Source organism: Actinocorallia herbida (assembly GCF_003751225.1).
Classification (GTDB): domain Bacteria; phylum Actinomycetota; class Actinomycetes; order Streptosporangiales; family Streptosporangiaceae; genus Actinocorallia; species Actinocorallia herbida.
The window spans coordinates 2,858,884-2,884,314 of sequence record NZ_RJKE01000001.1; the positions used below are offsets into that span (position 1 = coordinate 2,858,884).

Annotated in this window: 22 protein-coding genes and 1 pseudogene; 13 read left to right on the forward strand and 10 right to left on the reverse strand. The window is 72.9% G+C overall.

Annotated elements, in window-relative coordinates:
* Positions 1–2: 2 nt before the first annotated feature.
* The 7 genes from EDD29_RS13345 to EDD29_RS13375 all read right to left on the reverse strand — a co-directional run bounded on the left by EDD29_RS13345 (position 3) and on the right by EDD29_RS13375 (position 7,592).
* A complete protein-coding gene (locus EDD29_RS13345) occupies positions 3–824 on the reverse strand; it encodes an amidohydrolase family protein (RefSeq protein WP_211359699.1) in 822 nt (273 codons plus the stop codon).
* The gene (locus tag EDD29_RS13350) at positions 821–2,455 is read right to left on the reverse strand and encodes a class I adenylate-forming enzyme family protein (protein ID WP_170201388.1); all 1,635 of its coding nucleotides are present in this window, start codon (positions 2,453–2,455) and stop codon (positions 821–823) included. Before EDD29_RS13350 ends, EDD29_RS13345 begins: the two co-directional genes overlap by 4 nt.
* Before the next feature lie 89 nt (positions 2,456–2,544).
* Positions 2,545–3,294, reverse strand: coding sequence for an enoyl-CoA hydratase/isomerase family protein (locus tag EDD29_RS13355; protein WP_170201389.1), 750 nt, complete (start codon positions 3,292–3,294; stop codon positions 2,545–2,547).
* A complete protein-coding gene (locus EDD29_RS13360; RefSeq protein WP_211359700.1) occupies positions 3,291–4,496 on the reverse strand; it encodes an amidohydrolase family protein in 1,206 nt (401 codons plus the stop codon). The genes EDD29_RS13355 and EDD29_RS13360 overlap by 4 nt, the downstream gene beginning before the upstream one ends.
* 36 nt (positions 4,497–4,532) lie before the next feature.
* Positions 4,533–5,393, reverse strand: a complete 861-nt coding sequence (locus tag EDD29_RS13365) for an enoyl-CoA hydratase/isomerase family protein (protein WP_123664710.1) — start codon at positions 5,391–5,393, stop codon at positions 4,533–4,535.
* Positions 5,394–5,412: 19 nt separating this feature from the next.
* Positions 5,413–6,570: an acyl-CoA dehydrogenase family protein gene (locus EDD29_RS13370; RefSeq protein ID WP_170201390.1), complete on the reverse strand. Its 1,158-nt coding sequence runs from the start codon at positions 6,568–6,570 to the stop codon at positions 5,413–5,415.
* The gene (locus EDD29_RS13375; RefSeq protein ID WP_123664712.1) at positions 6,567–7,592 is read right to left on the reverse strand and encodes an acyl-CoA dehydrogenase family protein; all 1,026 of its coding nucleotides are present in this window, start codon (positions 7,590–7,592) and stop codon (positions 6,567–6,569) included. Before EDD29_RS13375 ends, EDD29_RS13370 begins: the two co-directional genes overlap by 4 nt.
* 288 nt (positions 7,593–7,880) lie before the next feature.
* Here EDD29_RS13375 and EDD29_RS13380 point away from each other — a divergent pair, with 288 nt between their 5' ends.
* Complete coding sequence (locus tag EDD29_RS13380) at positions 7,881–8,372, forward strand: PaaI family thioesterase (protein ID WP_211359701.1); 492 nt, start codon at positions 7,881–7,883, stop codon at positions 8,370–8,372.
* A gap of 12 nt (positions 8,373–8,384) precedes the next feature.
* Here the strand turns inward: EDD29_RS13380 and EDD29_RS13385 are convergent, their stop codons facing one another.
* Together EDD29_RS13385 and EDD29_RS13390 are read right to left on the reverse strand one after the other, a co-directional pair.
* Entirely contained in the window at positions 8,385–9,941 is a 1,557-nt protein-coding gene (locus EDD29_RS13385; RefSeq protein ID WP_246052747.1) for an AMP-binding protein, read from the reverse strand.
* Positions 9,938–11,230 carry a cytochrome P450 gene (locus tag EDD29_RS13390; RefSeq protein ID WP_123664713.1) on the reverse strand — a complete coding sequence of 431 codons (1,293 nt, stop codon included), beginning with the start codon at positions 11,228–11,230 and terminating at the stop codon, positions 9,938–9,940. The genes EDD29_RS13385 and EDD29_RS13390 overlap by 4 nt, the downstream gene beginning before the upstream one ends.
* Before the next feature lie 246 nt (positions 11,231–11,476).
* On the opposite strand from EDD29_RS13390, the gene EDD29_RS13395 reads away from it, so the two are divergent.
* The 12 genes and pseudogenes from EDD29_RS13395 to EDD29_RS13450 all read left to right on the forward strand — a co-directional run bounded on the left by EDD29_RS13395 (position 11,477) and on the right by EDD29_RS13450 (position 24,128).
* On the forward strand, positions 11,477–12,130 hold the full coding sequence (locus EDD29_RS13395; RefSeq protein ID WP_123664714.1) for a TetR/AcrR family transcriptional regulator: 654 nt from the start codon (positions 11,477–11,479) through the stop codon (positions 12,128–12,130).
* On the forward strand, positions 12,127–12,927 hold the full coding sequence (locus EDD29_RS13400; protein ID WP_170201391.1) for a thioesterase family protein: 801 nt from the start codon (positions 12,127–12,129) through the stop codon (positions 12,925–12,927). The genes EDD29_RS13395 and EDD29_RS13400 overlap by 4 nt, the downstream gene beginning before the upstream one ends.
* A 197-nt stretch (positions 12,928–13,124) precedes the next feature.
* Positions 13,125–13,817 carry a TetR/AcrR family transcriptional regulator gene (locus tag EDD29_RS13405; protein WP_123664716.1) on the forward strand — a complete coding sequence of 231 codons (693 nt, stop codon included), beginning with the start codon at positions 13,125–13,127 and terminating at the stop codon, positions 13,815–13,817.
* A gap of 283 nt (positions 13,818–14,100) precedes the next feature.
* Positions 14,101–15,282 carry an amidohydrolase family protein gene (locus EDD29_RS13410; protein WP_123664717.1) on the forward strand — a complete coding sequence of 394 codons (1,182 nt, stop codon included), beginning with the start codon at positions 14,101–14,103 and terminating at the stop codon, positions 15,280–15,282.
* Positions 15,283–15,312: 30 nt separating this feature from the next.
* The gene (locus tag EDD29_RS13415; protein WP_123664718.1) at positions 15,313–16,350 is read left to right on the forward strand and encodes an acyl-CoA dehydrogenase family protein; all 1,038 of its coding nucleotides are present in this window, start codon (positions 15,313–15,315) and stop codon (positions 16,348–16,350) included.
* The gene (locus EDD29_RS13420; protein WP_123664719.1) at positions 16,350–17,519 is read left to right on the forward strand and encodes an acyl-CoA dehydrogenase family protein; all 1,170 of its coding nucleotides are present in this window, start codon (positions 16,350–16,352) and stop codon (positions 17,517–17,519) included. The genes EDD29_RS13415 and EDD29_RS13420 overlap by 1 nt, the downstream gene beginning before the upstream one ends.
* Before the next feature lie 47 nt (positions 17,520–17,566).
* On the forward strand, positions 17,567–18,373 hold the full coding sequence (locus tag EDD29_RS13425; RefSeq protein WP_123664720.1) for an enoyl-CoA hydratase: 807 nt from the start codon (positions 17,567–17,569) through the stop codon (positions 18,371–18,373).
* 16 nt (positions 18,374–18,389) lie between these two features.
* A pseudogene (locus EDD29_RS13430) lies at positions 18,390–19,220 on the forward strand (NAD(P)-dependent oxidoreductase); the annotation flags it as partial.
* Positions 19,217–20,698, forward strand: coding sequence for an aldehyde dehydrogenase family protein (locus EDD29_RS13435; RefSeq protein WP_246052748.1), 1,482 nt, complete (start codon positions 19,217–19,219; stop codon positions 20,696–20,698). The pseudogene EDD29_RS13430 and the gene EDD29_RS13435, both read left to right, overlap by 4 nt.
* Entirely contained in the window at positions 20,695–22,071 is a 1,377-nt protein-coding gene (locus EDD29_RS13440; protein ID WP_123664722.1) for a cytochrome P450, read from the forward strand. Before EDD29_RS13435 ends, EDD29_RS13440 begins: the two co-directional genes overlap by 4 nt.
* A gap of 15 nt (positions 22,072–22,086) precedes the next feature.
* Positions 22,087–22,662: a hypothetical protein gene (locus tag EDD29_RS13445; protein ID WP_211359702.1), complete on the forward strand. Its 576-nt coding sequence runs from the start codon at positions 22,087–22,089 to the stop codon at positions 22,660–22,662.
* A gap of 17 nt (positions 22,663–22,679) precedes the next feature.
* On the forward strand, positions 22,680–24,128 hold the full coding sequence (locus EDD29_RS13450; protein ID WP_123664723.1) for a class I adenylate-forming enzyme family protein: 1,449 nt from the start codon (positions 22,680–22,682) through the stop codon (positions 24,126–24,128).
* A gap of 45 nt (positions 24,129–24,173) precedes the next feature.
* On the opposite strand, the gene EDD29_RS13455 is transcribed toward EDD29_RS13450, so the two are convergent.
* Positions 24,174–25,025, reverse strand: coding sequence for a formate/nitrite transporter family protein (locus EDD29_RS13455; RefSeq protein ID WP_123664724.1), 852 nt, complete (start codon positions 25,023–25,025; stop codon positions 24,174–24,176).
* Positions 25,026–25,431: the final 406 nt, after the last annotated feature.

Sequence of the window (25,431 nt, forward strand, 5' to 3'; positions counted from 1 at the left end):
GGTCAGGGGGTGAGGCCGAAGAAGGTCGTGGCGTTGGTGTGGAGGTAGGCGGAGAGGATGTCTTCGGGGAGGTCGAGGGCGCGGGCCTCGGTGGTGCAGCGGGTGACGGAGAGGACGGGGGAGTCGGAGGCGAAGATGACGCGGTCGGTGCCTCGGGTGCGCATGTGGTGGAGGAGAGAGGCGGGGAGACGGCGGGGGGACCAGGCCGACGTCATGAGGTGGAGGTTGCGGTACTTGGTCATGAGGCGGATGGCGACGTCCCACCACGGGTCGGCGCCGTGGTGCATGCAGAGCCTGAGGTCGGGGAAGCGCTGGCAGACGCGGTCGAGGTGCATCGGGTGCTGGGCCTCGCCGGCGATGGGCGGCCCGGGGAGGCCGGTGGCGAGGCAGAGGGGCAGGTCCCATTCGCAGCACTTGGTGTAGAGGGGGTAGTAGACGGCGTCACTCGGCGGGTACTGCCCGTCCCCCCAGAACGCGGGCCCCACCTGGGCGTAGGAGACGGGGTGGGAGCGGCGGAAGGAGTCGAGGGCCCGGAGGGTCGGCATGGGGCGGAGGAGGTCGAGGCGGCCTAGGCCGAGGGAGAATCGGTCCGGGTGGGCGTCGACGTAGGAGAGGGCGCGAGGCGAGGGCTCCGCGAGGCCCGTAAGGAGGATCGCCCGGGTGACGCCCTGGGCGTCCATCTCCTCCAGGAGGGCGTTCACCGACGTGCTGGCGAGCATCTCGTCGCCCGCCTTGAAGTAGTCGTCCTTGACCCGGACCATCCAGTCGGGCTGGGCCCGGTCGCCGAAGTCGACGTTCACGAGGCAGTCGATCGCGGGGATCACGGGGCCTCCCCGGAAGAGGCGACCAGGGCCGTCCGCAGCACCTTCCCTGCGGGGTTGCGAGGCAGCGGCTCGCCTTGCAGTCGCCAGGACGTCGGCACCTTGTACGGCGGCAGGGCGGCCCGGCACCAGGCGGCGAGGGCCTCCTCCCCGGCCGAGGCCCCGGGCCGCAGCACGACGAACGCGGCGACCGCCTGCCCCGTGACGGGATCGTCCACCCCCGCGACGGCGCATTCCTCGACGTCCGGGTGCTCTTCGAGCCGGTACTCGACCTCGGACGGGTGGACGTTCTCGGCCGACACGAAGATGAGGTCCCGGGCCCGGGAGTCGACGTAGAGGAACCCGTCGGAGATCCGCCCGACGTCGCCCATGGCGAGCCATCTGCCCGGCCCGAACGCCTCGGACGTCGCCGCGGGGTCGTGCCAGTAGCCGAGCATCGTGTACGGGCTCCGTACGTGCAGGAACCCTTCGGCTCCTTCAGGCAGGTCCTTGCCTTCGGCGTCGCGGACGGCGATCTGCACGCCGTCCTGGATCGGGCCGGTGGACTCGGGCCGGGCGGCGAAGTCGGGGCCGCCGATGCTCGCGACGATGCTGCCGCCCTCGCTGCTGGTGTAGCCCATCCGGAAGCCCGCCGCCGCCGAGGGGAACGCCGCGCACAGGAGCCGCCGCAGCGCCGGGCTCAGCGGCGCGCCGCCGACGACGACGCTGGCGAGCGCCGACAGGTCGTGCCCGGCCAGCGCGGGGTGGGCGGCGACGCGCGGGGCGGCGCTGCCGACGGAAAGCCAGACGGTGATCTGCTCGTCGGCCAGCGCGCGCAGGGTCCGTTCCTCATCGAACCTTCCGGGACGGAGCACCAGGAGCCCGCCCGAAGCGGTGAACATCAGGACGGCCCCGTAGAGGGCCGACAAGTGGAACAGGGGAGGGGAGACCAGGACGCGCGCGGGAGGCGGCGGCTCGGAGGGCAGGGCACCGACGCGGAGCAGCGCGTTGAACCTGTTGCACGCGACGAACCCGGCGACGCCCCGGTGGCCGTGCACGACGGCCTTGGGGCGGCCCGTCGTGCCGCTGGTGAAGATCAGCAGGGCGGGGTCGTCCTCGTCCGGCGGTGGCACGAGGGGCGGCGTGTGGTGGCCGGAGGTGATCCGGGCGTAGAGCGCGGGCGTGAACTCGAGCCGCGGGACGGCCGGCGCGACCCGTTCGACGGCGGCGAGCCGCCGCGCGTCGCCGAGCACCACGCGCGGTGCGACGAGATCGAGCGCCGCCGCGGTCTCCGGGTCGCTCCAGTAGGAGTTCATCGCGGTGACGACCCCGCCCGCCGCGAGCACCGCCCAGAACCCGAGCACCCACTCGATGCCGTTGGCGGCGTGCAGCGCGACCCGGTCGCCCGGCCCGACCCCGTGCTCGTCCCGCAGGATCCGCGCGAGCGCGGAGACCGCCCACAGCGCCTCCCGGTAGGTGAGCCGCCGCTCGTCGTCGGCGAGGTACTCCCGCTCGGGATACGCGCCCGCGGCCTCGGTGAGCAGCCCGAGCACCGACCGCGGCCGCTCGGCGAACACCGCCATCCGCTCCCCGCGCACCTCCTCCTCGACCACGGCGAACGCCCCATTCGGCCCGATCAGCCCCCGCCCGAACACGCTCCCCGACGCGTTCGGAAAGGTCGCCCGCATTAGCGCGCTGGGCTCTCCGCCCTCGTGCTCGGGAAGGCCGCCTCCACCCGGCGCGCTCACGGGGCACCCGCTGTGGCGTTGCGGGCGCGGAGGGCGGCTACGGCGTGTTGTTGGGCGGTGGCCTCGTGTTCGAGGGATTCGGGGAAGGAGGCGGTCCAGGAGGCGTCCAGGACGGAGAGGGTGCCGGAGGCGGCGGCGGGGGAGAGGGCGGCCAGGCGGGTGGTCCAGTCGGTGACGGTGGCGTCGAGGTCGGGGGCGGGGACGACGAGGTTCGCCAGGCCGAGGGCGGCGGCTTCCGGGGCGTCGACGATGCGGCCGAGGAGGGTGAGCTCCTTGGCCTTGTGGGGGCCGACGAGGCGGGGGAGGAGCCAGCTGAGGCCGCCGTCGGGAGAGAGGCCGACGCGGGAGAAGACCGCGCCGAAGCGGGCCCGCTCGGAGGCCAGGACGAGGTCGCAGCCCAGGGCGAGGCTCATGCCGACGCCGGCGGCGACGCCGTCGACCCGGGCGAGGGTGGGTTTGGGCATGGTGTGGAGGCGGACGATGATCGAGGCGATCTCGCGCATCTTCGCGGTGACCTGGTCGGCCGAGGCGTTGATGTTGCCGGAGAGGTCGGCGCCGGACGAGAACTCGCCGCCCGCGCCGGACAGGACCAGCACGCGGGCGTCGTCGTCCTCGGCGAAGCGCTCAAGGCCGTCGCCGAAGAGCGCCCACGAGGCCGAGTCGAGGGCGTTCTTCACGCGGGGCCGGTTGAACGTCAGCCGGGTGACCTCCCCGGGCTCGTACAGAACGGGCGGTTCGTCGCTCACGCGTCCTCCCCTGTCGGGAGGCCGAGGCATTCGGCGAGGTTGTCGCGCATGATGCGGCGGATGGCGGTGTCGTCGAAGCCCTTGAGCTCGCGCACGTAGTCGGTGGGTTCGGGGAGGCCCTCGCCGTGCGGCCAGTCGGAGCCGAACAGGACCCGCTCGACGCCGATCCAGGAGACGAGGCCGGCGACGTCCTCCTCGAAGTACGGCGCCACCCAGACGTGTTCGCGCAGCGCGTCGCCGGGGTCGTGCCGGAAGTGCCGGGGCTGCTGGTTGGCGAGCTTGCGCAGCCGTTTGACGAGCTGCGGCACCCACGCCGACCCGTTCTCGATGCTCATGACCTTCAGCGAAGGGTGCCGGTCGAACACGCCGCGGATGACCATCGCGCCGAGCGCGTCATGGATGGCCCGGTCGCTGACGACGAGCTTCGTGAGCGGGTCGAGGTGGAACGGGTCGTAGTCGGCGGGGCCGCCCCAGGCGCCGGAGAGCAGCGTGTAGCCGCTGTCGGAGAGATGGAACGCGACGGGCACGCCGGCCTCGGCGAGCCGCGCCCAGAACGGGTCGTGCGACGGGTGCCCGAGGTCGCGGGGCCGTCCGTCGGCGCCGGGTACGGGCGCGGGACGCACGCACACGACCCGCGCGCCGAGCGCGAGGCATCTGTCGAGTTCGGTGACGGCGGCGGCCGGGTCGGCGAGGGACAGCATCGGCGCCGCGCACAGCCGCTCGCGGTGGTGGTAGCCCCAGTCGTCCTCCAGCCAGCGGTTGAAGGCGTGCAGGGTGGCCATGGTCGCGTCGACGTCGTGGCGCAGCGCCTGCTCGACGCCGCAGCCGAGGGTGGGGAAGAGCAGCGCGAGCGCGAGTCCCTGCGCGTCGAGGCGGGTGACGCGGGCGTCGCGGTCGCGGTACTCCGGGTGGATCGGCTCGACCACGCGCAGGCTGTCGGGGTCGACGCCTTCGGGGATCGCGCCGCGGAAGTAGGGGTCGAGCGCGCCGGGCCGCAGCACGGGGTCGAAGGTCGGATTGGGGATGAACCGGTTGACCTTCTCGCCGATGAGGATCATCGGCCGGTCGTCGGCCCGCACCACCTGGACGCCTCGGCGGCGGAAGCGCCGGTCGAGGTGGCGGGTGAAGGCGTCGATCGTCTCGTAGTAGTGGTTGTCGGCGTCGAACGGCCGGAACGCGCGGCCGTCCAGGGTCATGGGCATCGGGGGGCCTCCTCGCCGGGGGTGGGGTGGACGGGCTCAGCCGGGCTCGGGCACGTCGAAGTGCTCGTCCCTGAGCTGGAAGGCGCGCTTGGTGCCGTGCTCGGCGCGGACCTTCACGAAGTTGAACTCGTCGGCGCCGAACTGGAGGTTCGTGCCGTAGGCGTGGAAGAGGTAGCTCGCCACCTCTTCGCCCTGGTATCCCTGCATCTGCTCGACGAGTCGGAACGCCTCCTTGGCGATCGCGATCCCGTCGGCGGGCATCTTCGCGACCTTCGCCGCCCAGTAGGCGGCCCGGTCCGGGACGTCGGCGGACGCGACGGTCTCGGTGAAGGCGCCGGGCAGGTCGGCGGCCTCGACCATGTCACCGGTGAGCAGCAGGCGGCGGGCGAGGACGGGGCCGAGCCGGTAGAAGAACAGGTGGAGGTTGCCGAGGGCGGGCCCGAGGAACCGGGTCGCGGGCATGCCGACCTTGGCGTCCGCCGCTATGACGGATATGTCGGACATGAGGGCGAGTTCGAAGGCGCCGCCCAGGGCGTACCCCTGGATCTCCGCGATCGTCACCTTCGGATAGCCCAGGTAGCCGTGGTAGAACGCGAACGTCTCCCGGTCCACCGAGAGGCGGCGGCGCTGGCTCGGCCGCCGCCGGGCGCGGGGATCGGCGGCGTCCCCGTACCAGGCGTAGGCGTTGCCCATGTCGGCGCCTGTGCTGAACACCCCGCCGGAGCCGCGCAGATGGACGACCTTGATGTCGTCGTCCTCGGCGAGATCGTCCAGATGGGCGCCGAGTCGCCGGCGCATCGCCGGGTCGTAGGCGTTCCTCCTCTCCGGGGCGTTGAAGGTGATGCGGGCGATGCCCGTTGTGGCGTCCCGGTCCAGGAGCACCCGGTCGTCGGTCACGTCGCCTCCTAAGGGCGGGTCAGGAAGAGCGCGGCAGGCCGAGGCCGCGTTCGGCGATGATGCGCCGCTGCACCTCGCTCGACCCGCCCCAGATCGGCAGGACGACCGCGTGTCGGAACTCCTCGGCGAACGCGCCGCCGGCCACCGCGTCCGGGTCGCCGACCTCGCGCAGCCCCTCGGGGCCGAGCAGGTCGAGCAGGACCGAGGAGAACCGCACCCGGGACTCGGCGTGGAACAGGTTGTGCATGGACGCCTCGACCGTCGGGGTGCCGCCGGTCGCCTCGATCCAGCAGGCCCGGCGGCCGAGCAGCTTGGCCACCTCGACGTCGATCGCGAGCCGGGCCAGGCGCTCGCGCACGACCGGGTCGCCGAGCGACGCGGTGTGCGGTGACCCGGGGTTCCGCGCGGCGGCGACGATCGTCTCCAGCAGACGGGAGTCGTCTCCGATGCCGCTGCGCTCGAACGTCAGGGCCAGCATGAGCACGTCCCAGCCGCCGTCGACCTCGCCGACGCGGGCGGAGTCGGGCACCCGGACGTCGGTGTAGTGGACGGTGTTGGTGCGCTCGCCGCCCAGGGTCGCGATCGGGCGGATCTCGATGCCGGGCGCGTCCGTCGGGACGAGGAAGAGGGTGAGGCCCTTGTGCTTGGGCGCCTCGGCGTTCGTGCGGGTGAGGAGGAAGACGTAGTGGGCCTCCTCGGCGAGGGTGGTGAACACCTTCTGGCCGTTGACGACCCAGCCGTCGCCGTCCCGTTCCGCCCTGGTGCGGGCCGAGGCCACGTCGGAGCCGCCGTGCGGTTCGGTGTACCCGAGGCAGAGGAGGATCTCGCCGCGCACCGCACGCGGCACGACGTCCGCCTTCATCTCCGGAGACCCGGCCGCGAGGATCGTGCGCGCGACGAGGACGGTCATGCCGAGCCCCTCGGTGGGCGCGTGCCGCCGTTTGAGCTCCTCCCGCATCGCCATCAGCTCCAGGGGACTGCGCCCCTGCCCGCCGTACTCCACCGGCCAGCCCGCGGCCAGCCAGCCGCGCCGGGCCAGTGCGCGGTGCAGCTCCCAGTCGTGCATGGACCCGCTCCGCCTGACGCGCTCGCGGACCTCGGGCGTCAGATGCTCGTCCAGGTAGGCGGCGACCTCGGCGCGGAACGCCTCGGCCGCGGCGTCGAGTTCGAAGTTCACGCGGATGCGTCCTTTCCGGCGGCGGGGCCGTGCAGGAGGTCGGCGAGGCGCTGGTACTCGCGCTGGAGCGAGCCCCACACCAGGGGGAGCGCCTGCGCGCGGCGGTAGTAGAGCTGGATGTCGTACTCGCGGCTGAAGCCGTAGCCGCCGTGGAAGTGCAGGCTGTCGCCCGCGACGGCCACGGCCAGCTCGCCCGCGAAGCAGAACGCCATCGCGGTGAGCGCCGCGCCGCGCGGGTCGCCGGCGTCGACCGCGCAGGCGGCCTCGCGGACCAGCAGCCGGGCGCCGTCGACGCCCGTCGCGTGGTCGGCCAGCCGGTGCGCGACGGTCTGGAAGGTCGCGACGGGCCGCCCGAAGACCTCGCGCTCCCGCACATAGCCGACGCCCAGTTCCAGCGCCCGCGCCGCGACGCCGACGAGCTGGGCCGCGGTGAGCAGCTGCCAGTCGCGGCGGCCGTCCTCGAACAGGGCGACGGCGCGCTCTCCTCCGGCGAGCGCGGGCAGGCCCGGCCCGTCGGGGAGGAACCGGTCGGCCAGGGGCAGGCAGCCGAGGTTGGGCGCGATCGGCGGCGGGACGGCCTGGGCGGCGCGCAGCGCGAGGCCGTCGTGGTACAGGACGACGTCGGCGACGGACCCGGCCGGGACGAGCGCGGCCCGTCCCCCGGAGACCGGGCGCAGGGCCAGGGTCGCGACGGACCCGGCCTCGCACTCCCGGAGGAGCTCCGCCGCGTCCGGCCCGCCGCAGGCCGCCAGCACCCGCGCCGCGGCGAGCGTTTCGACCACGGGGGCCGAGGCCAGCGCGCGGCCGGCCTGCTCGGTGATCAGCGTGAGCTGGAGCGCCGTCGCGGCCCCGGGCCCGGCGGCGAGGCCGGGCACGCCCAGGCCGCGCAGCGCCTTCCACAGCACGGGATCGAATCCCGTGCCCTCCGCGGCGCGCACCCGCTCCGCCGGCGACTCCTTGGCGAGGAGCGCGGCGGCCGCGGCTTCCAGCTCCGTCTCCTCGGTGCTGAGCGCAAGATCCATCGGACCTCGTTCCGGGTCGAAAGCTCAAGAAAACCGGCTGACTCCGTCGAGAGTTCCAGCCGCATCGGGACGTGTCAATGCTCCCTCTCAGATACTGCTCATCAAGACTTCCGGAAAGTGGTACGCGACGTGCAATTGAGTGTGATGCATGTTCTCGAAAAGGTGCTCTGTGATGCCGCCGCCTCCCCGGACCAAGGGCCCGCGAGCACGGGACCCGGCGACGAGAAGCCCGCAGCACGCGTGAGAACATGATTCTTAGATCAAGGAATGAAGGTTCTAGGAGGGCGCATGGCGATCGCGGGGAACGGGCGGGCGGAAGGGCTCGGCGGGCAGGGCGCCGTCGCGTTCGCGCTGGGCGACCACGTGCTGGGCGCCCTCGGGATGTACGACGTCGCCACCCCCGAGGGGGCCGACCTCGCCGTCGCGGTCCCGCTCACGCCCCGGGTGGTGAACACCAGAGGCGGACTCCAGGGCGGGCTGATCGCCACCCTCGTGGACATCGCCGCCGGACGGGCGGTCGCCCGCGGGATGCCCGACGGTGACAGCGCGGCGACCGCCGACCTGACCATCCGCTACCTGTCGCCCGTCGCCGTCGGGCCCGCCGTCGCCGTCGTCCGGATCCTGCGGCGCGGCAGGTCCCTCACCGTCGCCGAGGTGACCGTCCATGACGAAGGACGCGACGTGGTCGCCGCCGTGGCCACGTTGTCCTTCGTCACGGTCCCGCTGCGCCCCGGCCAGCCCCGCGCGAGCGACTTCGAGCCCGGCGGCGCGGGCCGCTGACCCGGGCCCGGGTCACCCGGTCCCGCGGAGGAGGCTCGCACGGAGTTCGTGCTTGCGGAGCTTCCCGGTGTCGGTGCGGGGGAGCGCGTCGGTGAACAGGACGCGGCGGGGGCACTTGTAGCGCGCCAGGCGGGACGCGCACCAGGCGGTGAGCTCCCCGGCGAAGGCGGGACCCGCGTCGGCGGCGTCGACGGGTTCGACGACGGCCACCGCGATCTCGCCGAGATCGTCGTCCGGCAGACCGAGGACCGCGACGTCCAGGACGCGCGGATGCTCGGCCAGGACGTTCTCGGCCTCCTGCGGGTAGATGTTCACCCCACCCGAGATGATCATGAACGAGGCCCGGTCGGTGAGGTGGAGGTAGCCGTCCTCGTCCAGCCGGCCGATGTCCCCGACACTGCGCCAGCCTTCCGGGCTCGTCGTCTCCGCGTCCTTGCCCGGGTCGTTGAGATACGCGAAGGAGGCTACGTTCTCAGCCCAGATGTGGCCTTCCTCCCCGACGGGGAGCTCCTTTCCGTCGGCGTCGCAGACGTGCAGCGGGCCGAGCAGCGGACGGCCCACCGAGCCCTCGTGCGCGAGCCACTCCTCCGGCGTGATGAACGTGAACCCCGCGCCCTCCGACGACGACCAGTACTCGTGCACGACCGGCCCCCACCAGGCGAGCATCGCGTGCTTCACCGCGACCGGGCAGGGCGCGGCCGCGTGCACGACGCCGCGCAGGCTGGAGAGGTCGTACGCGGTCCGTTCGGCCTCGGGAAGGCGCAGCATCCGCACGAACATCGTCGGCACGAACTGCCCGTGCGTCACCCCGCGCTCCGCGATGAGGCGCAGCGCGGCGCGCGGCTCGAACGCCCGCATGAGGACGACCGTCGCGCCGAGCCGCAGCACGGCCATCGTCCAGATGATCGGGGCCGAGTGGTGCAGGGGCGCAGGACAGAGATAGACGGAGTCGCCGTCCACCCCGATCAGGCCGACGAGGAAGGTGAACATGTCGTCCCCCGCCGTCGCGGGCGCGGGCCGCAGCGGGCGGCGGATCCCCTTGGGCCGCCCCGTGGTGCCCGACGAGTACTGGAGCAGGTCGCCTTCCTGCGCCGTGTCGCCCGCGAAATGCGGGGCGGCGGCGAGGACGTCGGCGTAGGACTCCCAGCCGGTGGCCTGGCCGCCGATCAGGATCCGGTGCTCGATCCCGGGCGCGTGCTCGGCCGTCAGCGTCGCGTGGACGGGCACGGCCGCCGACGCGATGAGCACCCGCGCCCCGGAATCGGCGAGGATGTGGGCGGCCTCGGCGGTGCCGAGGCTCCGGTTGACCGTGACGAAGTAGAGCGCGGCGATACGGCACGCCCAGACGACCTCCAGGTACACCGGAAGGTTCTCGGCGAGGACCGCCACCACGTCGCCGTCGCCGAGACCGCGGCGGCGCAGCTCCCCGGCCAGGCGGGAGGCCCGGTCGGCGAGCCGCCCGTACGTCACGACCGTGCCGTCCTCGCCGATGACCGCGGGTTTGTCCGGCTCGGTCGCCGCACGCGGCAGCGCCCGCAGGACCGCCGCCGGAAGGCCGGGGCCGGTCACAGCGCGACCGGGAGGTGCTCGATCCCCGCGATGAAGCTCGACGTGATGCGCTTGACGTCGCCGTCGAGCCGCAGCCGGGGGTAGCGCGTGAGGAGCGCGCCGAGCATCTCGGTGATCTCCAGCTTGGCCAGCCGGGTGCCGAGGCAGAAGTGCGGGCCGGTGCCGAACGCCAGGTGCGGGTTCGGGTCGCGCAGCAGGTCGGGCCGGTGCGGATCGGCGAAGACCTTCGGGTCGCGGTTCGCCGCGGTGTACCAGAGGACGACCTTGTCGCCCGCGCGGATCGCCTGCCCGCCCAGTTCGGCGTCCTGGGTGGCGGTGCGCCGGAACTGCATGACGGGCGAGGTCAGCCTGACGAGTTCGTCGACCGCGGTAGGCGAGGGCGCGCCTTCCCGGGCGAGGGACTCCCACAGGCCGTGCTCCTGCAACGTGATGACGGAGCCGGACACCGAGTTGCGGGTCGTCTCGTTGCCGGCGATGACCAGGAGGATCCAGAACATGCAGAACTCGTCGTCGGACAGGCGCTCCCCGTCGATCTCGGCGTTGGCGAGCGCGGACATGATGTCGTCCGTCGGGCGGGCCCTGCGGTCGGCGGCGACCTGCTTGCCGTACTCGACCGCCGCGCCGAAGCTCGCGACCGCCGCGGCGGGGTCGCCCGCCAGCTCCGCGTCCTCGAACCCGATCATCGCGTCGGACCATTCGACGATCAGGTGCCGGTCGGCCTCGGGCATGCCGAGCAGGTCGGCGAGCACCCGGGTCGGCAGCTCCTTGGAGACCGTGGTGACGAGGTCGACGGTCCCGGCGCCCGCGATCGCGTCGGCGATCTCGTTCGCGTGCCGGGAGACCGACGCGCGCAGCGCGTTGACGGCGCGCGGGGAGAAGGCGGGAGAGATGATCCGGCGGAGCCGCGAGTGGTCCGGCGGGTCCATGTAGAGCATCATCATCCGGAGCCCGGCGAGGGTGAGCTCGTCGGCGTTGAACAGCTGGACGCCGCCCGCGTAGGAGGAGAAGACCGCGGGGTGCCGCGACACCTCGTGCGCGAGCGCGTGCTCCGTCACCGCCCAGAAGCCCGGCGACGGCGGCGAGGCGAGCCCGCTGGACGCCTCGCTCGCCCGCAGCCCCACCTTCTTCTCGTCGTTCCACGCGACGGGCGCCGCCGCCCGCAGCAGGTCGAACGCCGCGTGCGGGGCGCCGGTCGCGTACGTCGTCGGATCGGACAGGTCGATCCCGGCGAGGTCCGCGACGCGCGGCGCGCCTTCGGGGACGGTCTGCGGCTGCTGGATCTCTTCCATCGGCGCTCCTTGAAGGGGTGGTCGGAGAACGGGAAGTGCATCCGGCACGCACGGGGACGTACCGGGCGGAGAACGAGCTCTTCCGGTGGGTCCCGTCGGGGTTCCGGATAGGCCGACGGATCGTTCCGGGGATGCGTAAAGCCTGATGGGAGTGGCTTTTCCGGCTGCGACGCGCCGGTTGTCGGGGGCTGCCGACAGTACACATTTTCTCTGGTGTCCTGTCAAGGAACCGGCTACCTTGATCGGGTGCGCACACACGGATGGGGCGGTTCGCCCCCGGCGAGCGACGCGGAGGCGGCCGCGCGGATCAAGGACGCGACGCACCGGTGCGTCGCCGACCTCGGCGGCGCGACCACGATCGCGCATGTCGCGACGGCGCTCGGGATCAGCAGGCAGACCGTGTACCGGTACTTCCCGAGCACCGAGGCGCTGCTGCTGGCCGCGGCGCTGGACGGCACCCGGCCGTTCCTCGCCAGGCTCGCGCGGCGGCTCCGGCGGGTCACCGACCCGAGCGAGGCGCTGGTCGAAGCCGTCGCCTACACCATCGGGCAGATCCCCGCCGAGCCTTACCTGCGGCTGCTCCTCGACCCCCAGGGCGGGGGCCGCTCGATGCTCCGCGGCGTCACCTCCGACACCGCCCGCGCGATCGGCCACACCCTCCTGGACCACACCGCGGTCGACTGGACGGGCCTCGGCATCGGACCCGGGCAGCGCGGCGAACTCGTCGAGTGGACGCTGCGGGTCGTGCAGTCGTTCCTGCTCGACCCCGGAGACCCGGCCCGCTCGGGCGCCGACCTTCGCGGATTCCTACGGCGCTGGCTCGCTCCTTCCGTCGCCGCCGCCACGGCGGCGGACGGCGTGGCCGAGACCGGTGCGGACGGACGAAAGGCAGCCTCGTGACCACCTCCCTCTTCCTGCGTGACGGCTCCCTGGTCGTCCCGACCGACTTCGCCCGCGGCCCGTGGCGGCCGGACGCGCTGCACGGCGCGGCGGTCTCCGCGCTGCTCGCCTGCGGGGTCGACGTGCCCGGCTGGACCCCGGTGCGGATCACCTTCGACCTGCTCGCCCCGGTCCGCGCGGTGCCGATGATCCTGCACGCGGCGCCCCCGGAGGGCGGTCGCCGGGTCGTCCGCCAGACCGTCACGCTCCTGGAGGGCGACCGGCCCGTCGCGCGCGCCCAGTGCCTCGCGGTCCGCCGGGCCGAGCTCGATCTCCCCGAAGGCGTGAGCGATCACCCCGACCCGTTCGGAGAGGTCCCCGTCCCCGATCTCGACCGGCCGCGGCGGGGCGCCCGCAACGCCATCGGCTGGGACTGCTTCGACGGCTCCGCGGTCGCCGTGCGCGGGCTCCGCTCGACCGCGCTCGAGCCCGGCGCCGTCGGGCTCTGGGTGCGCCTCCTGGTCCCGGTGTTCGAGGGCGAGCCGACGCCCGGGATCGCCCGCGCCGCGGCCGCCGCCGACTACGCCTCGACCGCGACGAGCGCCCGGCTGAACTTCGAGGAGTGGAGCTTCATGAACGCCGAACTCAGTCTCCACGTCGCCCGGGAGCCGGTCGGCCCCTGGGTCGGCCTCGTCGGCACGGGGATGGTCCAGCCCGTCGGCAGTGGTCTGAGCGTCGCGGCGCTCTATGACTCCGCGGGCCGGCTCGGGCAGTCCGCCCAGTCCCTCGTGGTCGAGTCCCGCCAGCCCGTCGGCTGACGGTTTCCGAATTCGGGTACACATACGTACCCATTCGAGAGAAGGGACGCACCGCCACCGGATACCCGCTCCACGAGATCAAGAGGTACTCCCTTTCTCCGCGCAAGGCACGGAGCGAGTAGCATCGGAGTCCGGGACCGACCTCCCGGTCCGGCTCCGCCGCGGCCGGAGGGCCGGGCGACGGTGCGGGAGGGCTGATGGTGCGGTCGGACGGCGAGGCCGCCGAGGTGCTGGAAGGCGCCGACACCACATGGCAGGAGCGGGCGCTCGAGCGGTCGCTCAAGGCCGCGCGGGCCAAGGCGATGTCGCGGAGCAAGCGGTACATCACCACCGCGTCGCAGATGCTGCAGGAGACCGGCCGCACCGACTTCACCGTGCATGAGCTGGTGCAGCGGTCCCGGACCTCGCTGCGGTCCTTCTACCAGTACTTCGCGAACAAGGAGGAACTCCTCCTGGCGCTGCTGGAGGAGACCATCGCCGACTCGGCGGTGCAGTGGCGCGCCGAGATAGACGGCCTGGAGACGCTGGAAGGGCTGCGCGTGCTGGTCCACCGCGTCTACGGCACCACCGGCAGCGACCCGTGGAACCGGCTGAACAGGGTCCTCGCCTCCTACCACGCGGGCCTCGCCCAGCAGCAGCCCGACGCCTACGTCGGCGCGTTCTCCCCGCTCGTCACCCTGCTGCGCGAGCTGATCGAGCGCGGCGCGGCCGAGGGCGTCCTGCGCGACGACATCCCGCCGCGGCGGCTCACCGCGGTGTTCGTCGAACTCGTCGTCGGCGCCACGGTGATGAGCGCGCTCGGCGGCGCGCGCTTCGCCGGCGCGGCGGACCCCGACGCCCTCTGGCGCTTCTGCCGCGCGGGCCTGGTCGCCCCCTCCGCCGACGCCTGATTCGCGCGCCGAGCACCCCTCGGGGGCTTGACGGCCGCGCTTTCCCGTGCGCCGTGCCTTCGCCCTGCTCGGACGCGTGCCCGAGGCGGGCGCACCGGGCGCCACGGACGTTCCGCGACCTGTCCGGCTCATCATGCAGTGTCCACATCCTGACGCTTTCGCGCGCCGGGCGCGGCTGGTCGGCCGCGCCCCTCGGTGGTAGCGTCCACTTACCGAACTTCGGTACGTGCCCTCTCGGAAAATCGCCAATGACGTTCTCGCGTCGGCGGCGCCAGGTGAGGAGATGACTTTGCCGTCCCCGGTCTTCGATGCCGACAACCACTTCTACGAGCCGCGCGAGGCGCTCACGAAGTTCCTGCCCCGACGTGCCAGGGGCGCGATCGACTATGTGGAGGTCCGCGGCCGGACCAAGATCGCGGTGCGCGGGGTGATCAGCGACTTCATCCCGAACCCGACGTTCGACGTGGTCGCGAAGCCCGGCGCGCAGGAGGACTACTTCCGCAACGGCAACCCCGACGGCAAGTCTCCCCGCGAGATCATGGGCGAGCCGATGGACGCGATCCCGGCGTTCCGCGAGCCCGGCCCGCGGCTCAAGGTGATGGACGAGTTCGGCATCGACCACTGCCTCATGTTCCCCACCCTCGCCAGCCTCGTCGAGGAGCGGCTCAAGGACGACCCGGACCTCACCCACGACGTCATCCACGCGCTGAACGAGTGGATCCACGAGACCTGGTCGTTCGACTACGAGGGCAGGATCTTCGCCGTCCCGGTCGTCACGCTCCCCGTCGTCGACCGCGCGCTCGAAGAGCTCCAGTGGTGCCTGGACCGCGGCGCCCGGACGGTGCTCGTGCGGCCCGCGCCCGTCCCCGGCTACCGGGGCAGCAGATCCTTCGGCCTTCCGGAGTTCGACCCGTTCTGGCAGGCCGTGGTGGAGGCCGGGATTCCGGTGTCGATGCACGCCTCCGACAGCGGCTACTCCGAGCACCTCAACGCCTGGGAGCCGGGCCGCGAGTACACCCCGTTCCGGCCGACGGCCTTCCGGACCGCCGCCCTCGGCAAGCGCGCCATCATCGACACGATGCTCGCGCTCACCTGCCACGGCGCGTTCTCCCGCCACCCCGACCTGCGCGTCCTCTCGATCGAGAACGGCGCGGAGTGGGTGCCCGAGCTCTACAAGGCGCTCAAGAACGTCTACCGGAAGATGCCCGGCCAGTTCACCGAGGACCCCATCGAGGCGTTCCGGCGCTGTGCGTACGTGAACCCGTTCTGGGAGGACGACGTCTCCGCGCTGCTGCCCTACGTCTCGGCCGACCGGATCGTGTTCGGCTCGGACTGGCCGCACGCCGAGGGCCTGGCCACCCCGCTCAGCTACGCCGACGCGCTCGGCGGCCTTCCCGAGGCGGACGTCGCCAAGATCATGGGCGGGAACATGGCCGACCTGTTCAAGGTGGGAGCCACCGCGTGAGCCCTCGGCCGACGGAAGGAAGGGGACGCGGTGGACATCGATCCGAGTGAGGAACAGCGGCAGCTGATCGCCGCCTTCGCCGCGCTCTACGGCGACCTCGCCGGCCCCGAGGCGGTGCGCGCGGCCGAGCCCGGAGGGCACGACGCGGGCCTGTGGCGGCGGCTCGTCGCGACCGGCGCGGTGGAGATGGCGCTGCCGGAGACCGCGGGCGGTTTCGGCGCCTCCCTACTGGACCTGGCGCTGGTGGCCGAGCAGCACGGCAGGCACGTCGCGCCCGCTCCGCTGGTGGAGGCCCAGGTCGCGGCCCGCCTGCTGGCCAGGCTCGGCACCCTGCCCAAGGGCGTGGACCTCGCCGACCTCGCCCACGGGCACACCCTCACCAGCCTCGCGGTGCGGCCGAGCGGAGCCGGACACGCCGGCCTCGTCCCGGCCGCGGCCGTCGCCGACGACGCGGTGGTGCTCTGCGGGGACCGGCTGCTCCTCGTCGAGCTCGCCGGACGAGTCGCGCCCGTGCGCAACCTCGGCTGCCTTCCGCTCGCGGACGTAGACCTCGCCGACCGCGACGACGACGCCTGCGCCGTCCTCGCCGAAGGGCCGGAGGCCGTCGCGCTGTTCGCCGACGCCGTCGACGAGTGGCGGGTGCTCACCGCCGCCGCCCTCTGCGGCCTCGCCGCGCGGGCGCTGGAGATCGGCGTCGCCTACGTCAAGGAGCGCAAGGCGTTCGGCAGGGTCCTCGGTGAGTTCCAGGCCGTCGCGCACCGCCTCGCCGACCGGGCCGCGGAGGTCGACGGCGCCGAACTGCTCGCGCGCGAGGCCGCCTGGGCCGCCGAGGCCGAGCCGGAGAGGGCGGCGGAGCTCGCCGCGATGGCGCTGGCGTTCGCCGCCGAGACGGCCCGCGACGCCACCCACGAGGCGCTGCACTTCCACGGCGGCTACGGCTTCATGCTCGAATACCCGATCCAGCTCTACTACCGGCGCGCCCGGGCGTGGGCGGCGGTCCTGGAGAGCCCCGCCGAGGGCTACCGGCGCGTCGCGGACCTCGCCGGGGCCGGGAAGGCGACGCGCTGATGGACTTCCGGCTCGGAGAGAAGAGCGAGCAGCTGCGCGCCGAGGTACGGGAGTTCCTCGACGAGGTGTTCACCGCCGAGATGCGCGCGCGATGCCGGGCCAGCGGCGTCCAGCACGACCCGGAGTTCTCCGCGGCGGTCAGGGAACGCGGCTGGCTCGCGCTCGGCTGGCCGAAGGAGCTCGGCGGCCAGGGCCGTGACCCCCTCGAAGTGCTGGCCTACACCGAGGAGACGCGACGGCAGGACGCGCCGATCTACGGCCTCAGCACGACGATGATGGTCGCCTACGTCATCAGCCTCATGGGCACCGAGGAGCAGAAGGCGGCCTTCCTGCCGAAGGCGTTCGCCGCCGAGATCGTCATCGCGCTCGGCTTCACCGAGCCGGAGAACGGCTCCGACGCGGCGGCCGCCGCCACCAAGGCGGTCCGCGACGACGACGGGTGGCGCATCACCGGCTCGAAGATGTTCACGACCAACGCCAGCGTCGCCGACTACGTCTTCCTGCTCGCCCGCACCGACCCGGACGCGCCCAAGCACCGGGGCCTCACCACGTTCCTCGTCCCGGTGCACCAGCCGGGCGTCGAGGTCAGGGCGGTCGGCACCCTCTCGGGCGAGCGCACCAACATCACCTACTACGAGGACGTCTTCGTCGGCGACGAGCTGCGGATCGGCGAGGTCGACGGCGGCTGGCGCGTCATGACGACGGGCCTGGCCGCCGAGCACACCGCGTCGTTCAGCGGCGAGCAGGACCGGCTGCTCGCGGCCCTCGTCCGCTGGGCGGAGGCCACGACCGACGCGGACGGACGGCTCAAGTCGGCGGATCCGGCGGTGCGGGAACGCGTCGGCAGATCCCGCACCGAGCTCGAGGTGTCGAAGCTGCTGCTGCGCCGTTCCGCGGTGCTGCGCGCCCGCCGAGATCCATCGCTGGTCGGCAAGGGCTCGATGTCCAAGCTGTTCAGCACCGAGCGGCTGGAGCGCCAGGCCCGCGAGACCCTCGAACTCATCGGCCCGGACGGCCTCCGCTCGACCGGTGATCCCACGGCCGTCGAGGACGGCGCGTTCGAGCACATGGTCCGGCACGCCAAAGGCACCACGATCTACGCCGGCACCAGCGAGATCCAGCGGAACATCATCGCCCAGCACACGCTCGGCCTGCCCCGTTCGAGCTGACCGAGGACCACGAGGACCACCCCCACCCCCACCCCGAGGAGCCCAGCGTGGAGCGCACCGACCAGATCCTGTACGAGGCGGCCGACGGGGTCGCGGTGATCACCCTGAACCGGCCCGAGGCCGCCAACGCCCAGACCACCTCCTTCCTGGACGACCTGGACGCCGCCTTCACCCAGGGCGCGAACGACCCGGACGTCCGCGTCATCGTCCTGCGGGCCAACGGCAAGCACTTCTCCGCGGGGCACGACCTCAAGGACCGCACCGGTTGGGCCGCCCCGGAGAAGATCACCGTCGAGTGGATCTACGACGCGGAGATGCGCCGCTACCTGGACTACTCCCTGCGCTGGCGCAACCTCCCCAAGCCGACGATCGCGGCCGTCCAGGGCAAGTGCATCGCCGCCGGACTGATGCTCTGCTGGCCGTGCGATCTGATCGTCGCCGCCGAGGACGCTCAATTCTCCGATCCCGTCGTGCACATGGCGATCGGCGGCGTGGAGTACCACGGGCACACCTGGGAGCTGGGCGCCCGCAAGGCCAAGGAGATCCTTTTCACCGGCCGGGCCCTCACCGCTGCGGAGGCCGAGAAGGTCGGCATGGTCAACCGGGTCGTCCCGCGCGAAGATCTCGACGCCGAGGTCCGCGAGCTCGCCGCGCAGATCGCGCAGATGAACCCGTTCGGGCTGCGCCAGGCCAAGCGCGCGGTCAACCAGACCCTCGACGTGCAGGGCTTCTACGCCGCGATCCAGTCGGTCTTCGACATCCACCAGACCGGCCACGGCAACGCCCTCAGCGTCAGCGGCTACCCCGTCCTCATGCGGCTGGACGGCATGAAGGAACGCCTCAAGAGCCAGTGAGCCCGACCGACGGAGAAGGGAAGCGCAGATGAGCGAGACCAGGGTCGGGTTCGTCGGCCTCGGCAGCCAGGGCGGGCCGATGGCCCGCAGGATCGCCGAGGCGGGGTTCCCGACGACGCTGTGGGCACGGCGCCCCGAGACGCTCGAACCGTTCGCGGACACCCCGGCGAAGCTCGCGGGTTCGCTCGCCGAACTCGGCGCGGCCAGCGACATCGCGTGCGTCTGCGTCGTCGATGACGCGGGCGTGGAGGACGTCGTCGGCGGGCTGCTGGCGGCGATGGCGCCGGGCGGGCTGATCGTGGTGCACAGCACGGTCCATCCGGCGACCTGCGAGCGGCTGGCCGGGCAGGCGGAGGAACGCGGGCTCGGCCTGATCGACGCCCCGGTGAGCGGCGGCGGACCGGCCGCCGCGAAGGGCGCCCTGCTGGTGATGGCGGGTGGCGACGAGGCCGCGGTGGAGCGGGCCAGGCCCGTCTTCGCCGCGTACGGCGACCCCATCGTGCACCTCGGCGGGCTCGGCGCGGGCCAGCGCACCAAGATCATCAATAATCTGCTGATGACGGCCAACCTGGGCGTCGCCGAGAGCGCGTACGCCCTCGCGGGCAGCCTCGGCGTGGACCTCACCCAGCTCGCGGTGGTGCTGGGCAAGGGTTCGGGCAGCAGCTTCGCCGCCGCGCTCGTCGGCCGTCCCGACTTCACCCTCGGCCCGATGGGCGAGGTCGCCGGGGACCTCCTGGCGAAGGACACCGGGCTCGCCGCCGACCTCGCCGCGACCGCGGGCGCCGACGCGGCCACCGTCTTCGCGGCCGCCGACGCGGCCCTCCAGTCGATGGGCCGCGGCCGGTGAAGGCCCCCGAAGCCACGGGGATCGCCGATCTGATGCTCATCGGCGGCGAGCTCGTCGCCGCGCGCGACGGCAGGGTCCTCGCCAACGTGAACCCGGCGACCGAGGAGGTCATCGGCACCGTCCCCGACGCCGGGCCCGCCGACGTCGAGGCGGCGATCGCCGCGGCCCGCCGCGCCTTCGACACCACCGGCTGGCGGACCGACACCGGACTGCGCCGCCGCTGCCTGATCGCGCTCCGCGACGCGCTGCGGGAGGAGGCCGAGACCCTGCGGGCGCTGCTCGTCGCCGAGACCGGCTGCCCCGTCGCGCTCACCCCGATGATCCAGCTCGACGGCCCCATCGGCTTCCTCGACCACTACATCGGCCTCCTCGAAACGTACGAGTTCGAGCGGACCCTGCCCACGAAGTCCGTCATGGGCGCGCCGTCGGATCGGATCATCCGGCGGGAGGCCGCGGGCGTCGTCGCCGCGATCACCCCGTGGAACGTCCCGCTCTACCTCAACCTCTGCAAGGTCGCCGCGGCGCTCGCGGCGGGGTGCACGGTCGTCCTCAAGCCCGCGCCGGACACCCCCTACAGCGCGCTCGCCCTCGGTGCCCTGGCCGTCCGCGCGGGGCTGCCGCCGGGCGTCCTCAACGTCGTGACGACCGGGGACAACGCGGTCGCGTCCCTGCTCACCACGCATCCGGACGTCGACGCGGTCACCTTCACCGGCTCCACCGCGACCGGCCGCCGGGTCATGGCGGCCGCCGCCGACACCGTCAAGCGGGTGACGCTGGAGCTCGGCGGCAAGTCCGCGGCCGTCGTGCTCGACGACGCCGACCTCACCGCGGTCGTCCCGCGCCTCGCCGGATCGGTGTGCATCCACGCGGGGCAGGGCTGCGCCTCCCTGACCCGCCTGCTCGTGCCCCGGTCCCGGCACGACGAGGCGGTGGACCTCGCCGCCGCCGCGATGGCGCACATCCCCTGGGGCGACCCGACCGACCCCGGCAACCTCATGGGCCCGGTCGTCAACGCCCGGCAGCGCGACGGCGTCCTCCGGTACTACGCCTCGGCGGCCCGCGACGGCAGGATCGTGCTCGGCGGGAAGCCCACCGAGCGGTTCGAGCGCGGCTACTACGTCGAGCCGACCCTTGTCGCCGACGTGCCGCCGACAGCGGCCGTCGCCCAGGAGGAGATCTTCGGGCCCGCGCTCGTCGTGCTGCCCTACGACGATGACGACGACGCCGTGCGGATCGCCGACGGCACCATCTACGGCCTGTCCTCGGCGGTCTTCAGCGCGGACACCGACCGGGCCCTCGCCCTCGCCCGCCGCTTCCGCGCCGGGACCGTCGGCGTCAACGGCGCCCAGTGGTTCGACGTGGAGTCGCCCTTCGGCGGCTACAAGCAGAGCGGCATCGGGCGCGAGTGGGGCACCGAGGGCCTTGAGGACTTCCTGGAGACCAAGACCATCGCCGTCCCGCCCCGGAGCCAGCCATGAGCGACGCACCCCCGCCCGTCCCCGACGACACCGCGCGGCGCAAGCCCGCGATCAGCCTCGACCGGCTGTCTCCCGGCTACCGCCTCGACTTCGAGCGGCTGTCGGACGACCTGCACGCCCGCTGCCCCGTCGCCTGGAACGACACCCACGGCGGCTACTGGTACGCCAGCGGCAACGCCGAGCTGTTCGACCTCGCCCGGCGCGCCGACGTGCTGTCCAACGACAACGACGTCACGAACGTCCGGCGCGGCTACGTCGGAATCACCATCCCGCCGCCGCCGCGCGAGGGGGCGATCCAGGGCGGCTTCCTTGAGATGGACCCGCCCGACCAGCGCTACTACCGGCAGGCCCTGAACCCCTATCTCTCCCCGGCCGCGGTGGCGCGCTGGAAGCCGGTCATCGAGGAGCTGACCCGGGCCTGCCTCGACGAGAAGATCGAGTCCGGGCGGATCGACTTCGTCGACGATCTCGCCAACGTCGTCCCGGCGATCTTCACCCTCGCCCTGCTCGGCATGCCGCTCAAAGACTGGGACGTGTACTGCGAGCCCATCCACGCCGCCGTCTACACCCCGATGGACTCGCCCGACTTCGGACGGATCCGTGGCCTCCAGGTGGAGATGGGGATGAAGATGATGGGCGCGATCCAGGAGGGCAGGCGCACGCCCCGCCCCGGCCTGCTCGACGCGCTCGTCGGCCTGGACCTCGACGGCCGCAGACCCGGCGACATGGAGCTGTTCGGGGTCCTCATGCTGATCCTCGGCGGCGGCTTCGACACCACGACCGCGCTCACCGCGCACTCCCTCGAATGGCTGTCGGAGAACCCGGGCGAGCGGACGAGGCTGAGCCGCGAGCGCGAAGACCTCCTCGACAGCGCGACCGAGGAGTTCCTGCGCTTCTTCACCCCGGCCCAGGGAGACGGCAGGACGATCGCCGAGGACTGCGTCATCAACGGGACGGAGTTCAAGGAAGGCGACCGGCTCTGGCTGTCCTGGGCGATGGCCAACCGGGACGCCAAGGTCTTCGAGGAACCGCACCGGGTCGTCCTGGACCGTCAGGGAAACCGGCACAGCAGCTTCGGCCTCGGCATCCACCGCTGCATCGGCTCGAACGTGGCCCGCGCGGTCTTCAAGATCATGCTCACCGCGGTCCTCGACCGGATGCCCGACTTCGTCTGCACGCCCGGCGCCGCGGTCCACTACGACACGATCGGGATCATCAACGGCATGAAGAGCCTGCCCGCCTCGTTCACCCCGGGCCCGCGCCTGGGCCCCGGCCTCGCCGAGACCATCGACAGGCTCCAGCACGTCTGCGACGAGCAGCGCCTCGCCGAGCCCGTCACCGTCCGCAAGGCCCGCGCCCGCCTTGACGACTGACCTGAGGAGGCCGATGTGACGACGATCAGGACGCGGGCGGCCGTGCCACCGCTGGAAGGCGCGCGCGGTCGGCCCGCCGTGCACCGGGTCGCCCGGCCGCTCGCGGGCCGCTCCCTGCGCCGCCGCCTCGTGGTGGTCGCGCCGGACGTGGTCGAGACCGCGCGGTTCGCGGGCGGCTGGCTCGTCGACCGGGTGCTCGCCGGCTGGGAGGCGACCGTCTTGTGCGCGGAAGAAGGCGACCCCCTTCCTCTGCGCATCCTCGGCGCGGCGTCGGCTCCGCTCGGCCCGGCGGTGTACTCGGCGGTGCTGCGGGCCAAGCCGCACGCCGTCGCCGTGCACGCCGCCCTGTACGGCCGCGACCCGCGCATCCGAAGGCTCGTCGACGAGGCGGCCGCCGCGGGCACCGACGAGGTCGTCCTGTGGGGAGGACCGCGCCTTCTCGATCCGGCCGCCGCGGGCATGATGCCGCACCGGCCCAGCCGTGCCGCCCGTGTGTTCAAGGCCCGCGCCCTCCTCGCCGCGGCGGCGGACCCGGGTTCCGTCGAGCCCGTCGAGATCTTCCGCAAGGCGGGCCCGCTCGCCTGGCCGTGACGACCTGAGGAGACCCGATGGACGAGCCGAGGAGCTTCGGCGCGCAGCTCGCCGACCTCGCCGCGCGGCGGCCCGACGACGTCGTGCTGCGGTTCGCCGCACCCGGCGGAGCCGAGACCGCGCTCACGGCCGGGGGAGCGCACCGGCGCGCGTCCCAGATCGCCGTGGCGCTCGACGCGCGCGGCCTGCGCCGCGGCGACCGGCTGTCCCTCGCGCTGCGCAACACCCCGGAGTTCGTGCTGTCGGTGCTCGCCGCCTGGAGGCTCGGCGCGGTGCCCGTCCCGATGCGCTGGGACCTGCCGGACTGGGAGCTGAGCCGGGTCCGCGCGGTGGTCCGCGCGAAGGTCCACCTCGCCGCAGAGGACGCCGGGTGGCTCGCCGCGACGGCCGCCGACCCCGTGCCCGAGCTGCGCGATCTCGTGCCGCCGCAGTGCCACGGCATCTGCTCCAGCGGCTCCACCGGCACGCCCAAGGTGATCCTGGCCGACCGGCCCGGCTACTTCGACGCCCGCCGCGCCGCCCCGTTCGCCGCCGCGTGGGGCCCGGTGCCGCGCCCGGAGACCATTCTCGTGCCCGCCCCGATGTACCACACGAACGGCTTCTTCACCTTGCAGAGCCTGCTCGCCGGAGACCGCCTCGTCGTCCTGGAGCGGTTCGACGCGGCCCAGGCCGTCGACCTGATCGAGCGGCACGCGGTGACCACGTTCACCGCGACGCCGACGATGCTGCGCCGCCTCGCCGCGCTGCCCGGCATCGAGGAGCGCGACCTTTCCGGCCTGCGCTGGATCCTCCAGGGCGCGGCCCCGCTGCCGCCCGCCCTCGCCCGCCGCTGGTGCGGCCTCGTCGGCCCCGAGCGGATGTTCACCGCGTACGGGATGACCGAGGGCTTCGGCTTCACCGGGCTGCGCGGCGACGAGTGGGCGGGACACGAGGGCAGCGTCGGCCGCCCCGTGCGCGGCACCGAGATCCGCATCCTCGACGACGACGGCGAGCCCGTCCCGGCGGGCGAGCCGGGCCTGGTCCACCTGCGCTGCACGACCAGCGGACAGCACCGCTACGTCGGCTCCGCCCCGGACGCCCCGGCGACCTCCGACGGCTTCGCCACCGCGGGCGACATCGGATACCTGGACGAGGACGGCTACCTCTACCTCCTGGACCGCGCCGTCGACCTCATCGTCACCGGCGGCGCCAACGTCTACCCCGCCGAGGTCGAGCACGCCCTCCTCGACCATCCCGGCATCGCCGACGTCGCCGTCATCGGCCTGCGCGACCCCGAATGGGGCCGCCGCGTCCACGCCGTCATCGAACCCGCCGCGCCGCTCACGGCCGCCGACGTCATCACGTACGCCAGAGCCCGCCTGGCCCCCTACAAGGTCCCCAAGACCGTCGAGTTCGTCGCCGCCCTGCCCCGCTCGGCCGCCACCAAGCTCAGCCGCACCGCCCTGGTCGCCGAGCGGGGCGGCTGAACCGCACGGTCGTGGAGGCCGATGGGTCGAGGTCTTCCGGCGACGTCAGGCGTCCGCGCCGACGCGGACGTCGGCCGCGGGCGCGTCGGGGCGCTCGATGGTTCCGGCGGTGCGGGCGTGCGTGGCGTAGAGGGTGAGGCCCACGAAGGTCAGGCCGCCCACGAGGTTGCCGAGGACGGTCGGGAGCTCGTTCCACAGGACGTAGTCGCCGATGGAGAAGTTCCCGCCGAGCATCAGACCGGACGGGAACAGGTACATGTTGACGATCGAGTGCTCGAAGCCCATGTAGAAGAACAGCAGGATCGGCATCCACATCGCGATGACCTTGCCCGACACCGACGTCGACATCATCGCGGCGACGACGCCCGTGGACACCATCCAGTTGCACAGCACGGCCCGGACGAACAGCGTCAGCATCCCGGCGGCCCCGTGCGCGGCGTATCCCACGGTCCGGCTCTCGCCGATCGTGCCGATCTTCTCGCCGATCTCGTTCGGGTCCATCGAGAAGCCCGTGGTGAAGATGACGGCCATCATCACCGCGACCACCATCGCCCCGGCGAGGTTCCCGACGAACACCAGCCCCCAGTTCCGCAGGACGGACTTGGCGGTGACCCCCGGCCTCCTGTCGATCCAGGCCAGCGGCGTCAGGGTGAACACCCCGGTCAGCAGGTCGAAGCCGAGCAGGTACAGCAGGCAGAACCCGATCGGGAACAGCACCGCGCCCAGCAGCGCCTCCCCGGTCTGCACCGTGACGGTCACCGCGAACGCCGCGGAGAGCGCGAGGATCGCGCCCGCCATGAACGCCCGGATCAAGGTGTCCCGGGTGGACATGAACGCCTTGGCCTCCCCAGAGTCGATCATCTTCCGCACGAAGTCGGGCGGCGACACATAAGACACGAGACCTTCACTCCTCTGGGTGGGTGGCGTTCCGCCGGAACGCCCGGCGCGGCACTCCGGCGGAACGGAACTCACGCGAAGTCTGAGATCCCTTTGTTACCGGCGTGTGACGTGAGGCGGCCCCCGGCGTCACGTCGCGTTCACGCCCTGACCCGCCCCGTGTGAGACACCCTTCCCCCGTGCCCCGCCCACCGGTGAGGCGCCGGGATTCCTTGTGCGGCGCCACAGAGGTGCTGTGCGCGGAGCCGGGAGGCCGGGGCCCGCACCCGAGCGGTGGGCCAGGTCAGCGCGGTGCGTGGTCGAGAACGGTATTTCTGTGTATATCGCATGGGGTTGTCCTGGAGAGAGCCGCAACTTAGCCTCTTCCGCGAAGAGGGATTCTCCGTTCAGAAAATAACATTCTTCC

What these genes read in the sequence shown, in the direction of transcription:
- EDD29_RS13450 (WP_123664723.1), top strand. Translation starts at nt 22,680, where the DNA reads ATGGACGAGCCGAGGAGCTTCGGCGCGCAGCTCGCCGACCTCGCCGCG.
- EDD29_RS13440 (WP_123664722.1), top strand. Translation starts at nt 20,695, where the DNA reads ATGAGCGACGCACCCCCGCCCGTCCCCGACGACACCGCGCGGCGCAAG.
- EDD29_RS13360 (WP_211359700.1), bottom strand. Translation starts at nt 4,496, where the DNA reads ATGCCCATGACCCTGGACGGCCGCGCGTTCCGGCCGTTCGACGCCGAC.
- EDD29_RS13390 (WP_123664713.1), bottom strand. Translation starts at nt 11,230, where the DNA reads ATGGAAGAGATCCAGCAGCCGCAGACCGTCCCCGAAGGCGCGCCGCGC.
- EDD29_RS13405 (WP_123664716.1), top strand. Translation starts at nt 13,125, where the DNA reads ATGGTGCGGTCGGACGGCGAGGCCGCCGAGGTGCTGGAAGGCGCCGAC.
- EDD29_RS13420 (WP_123664719.1), top strand. Translation starts at nt 16,350, where the DNA reads ATGGACTTCCGGCTCGGAGAGAAGAGCGAGCAGCTGCGCGCCGAGGTA.
- EDD29_RS13380 (WP_211359701.1), top strand. Translation starts at nt 7,881, where the DNA reads ATGGCGATCGCGGGGAACGGGCGGGCGGAAGGGCTCGGCGGGCAGGGC.
- EDD29_RS13410 (WP_123664717.1), top strand. Translation starts at nt 14,101, where the DNA reads ATGACTTTGCCGTCCCCGGTCTTCGATGCCGACAACCACTTCTACGAG.
- EDD29_RS13375 (WP_123664712.1), bottom strand. Translation starts at nt 7,592, where the DNA reads ATGGATCTTGCGCTCAGCACCGAGGAGACGGAGCTGGAAGCCGCGGCC.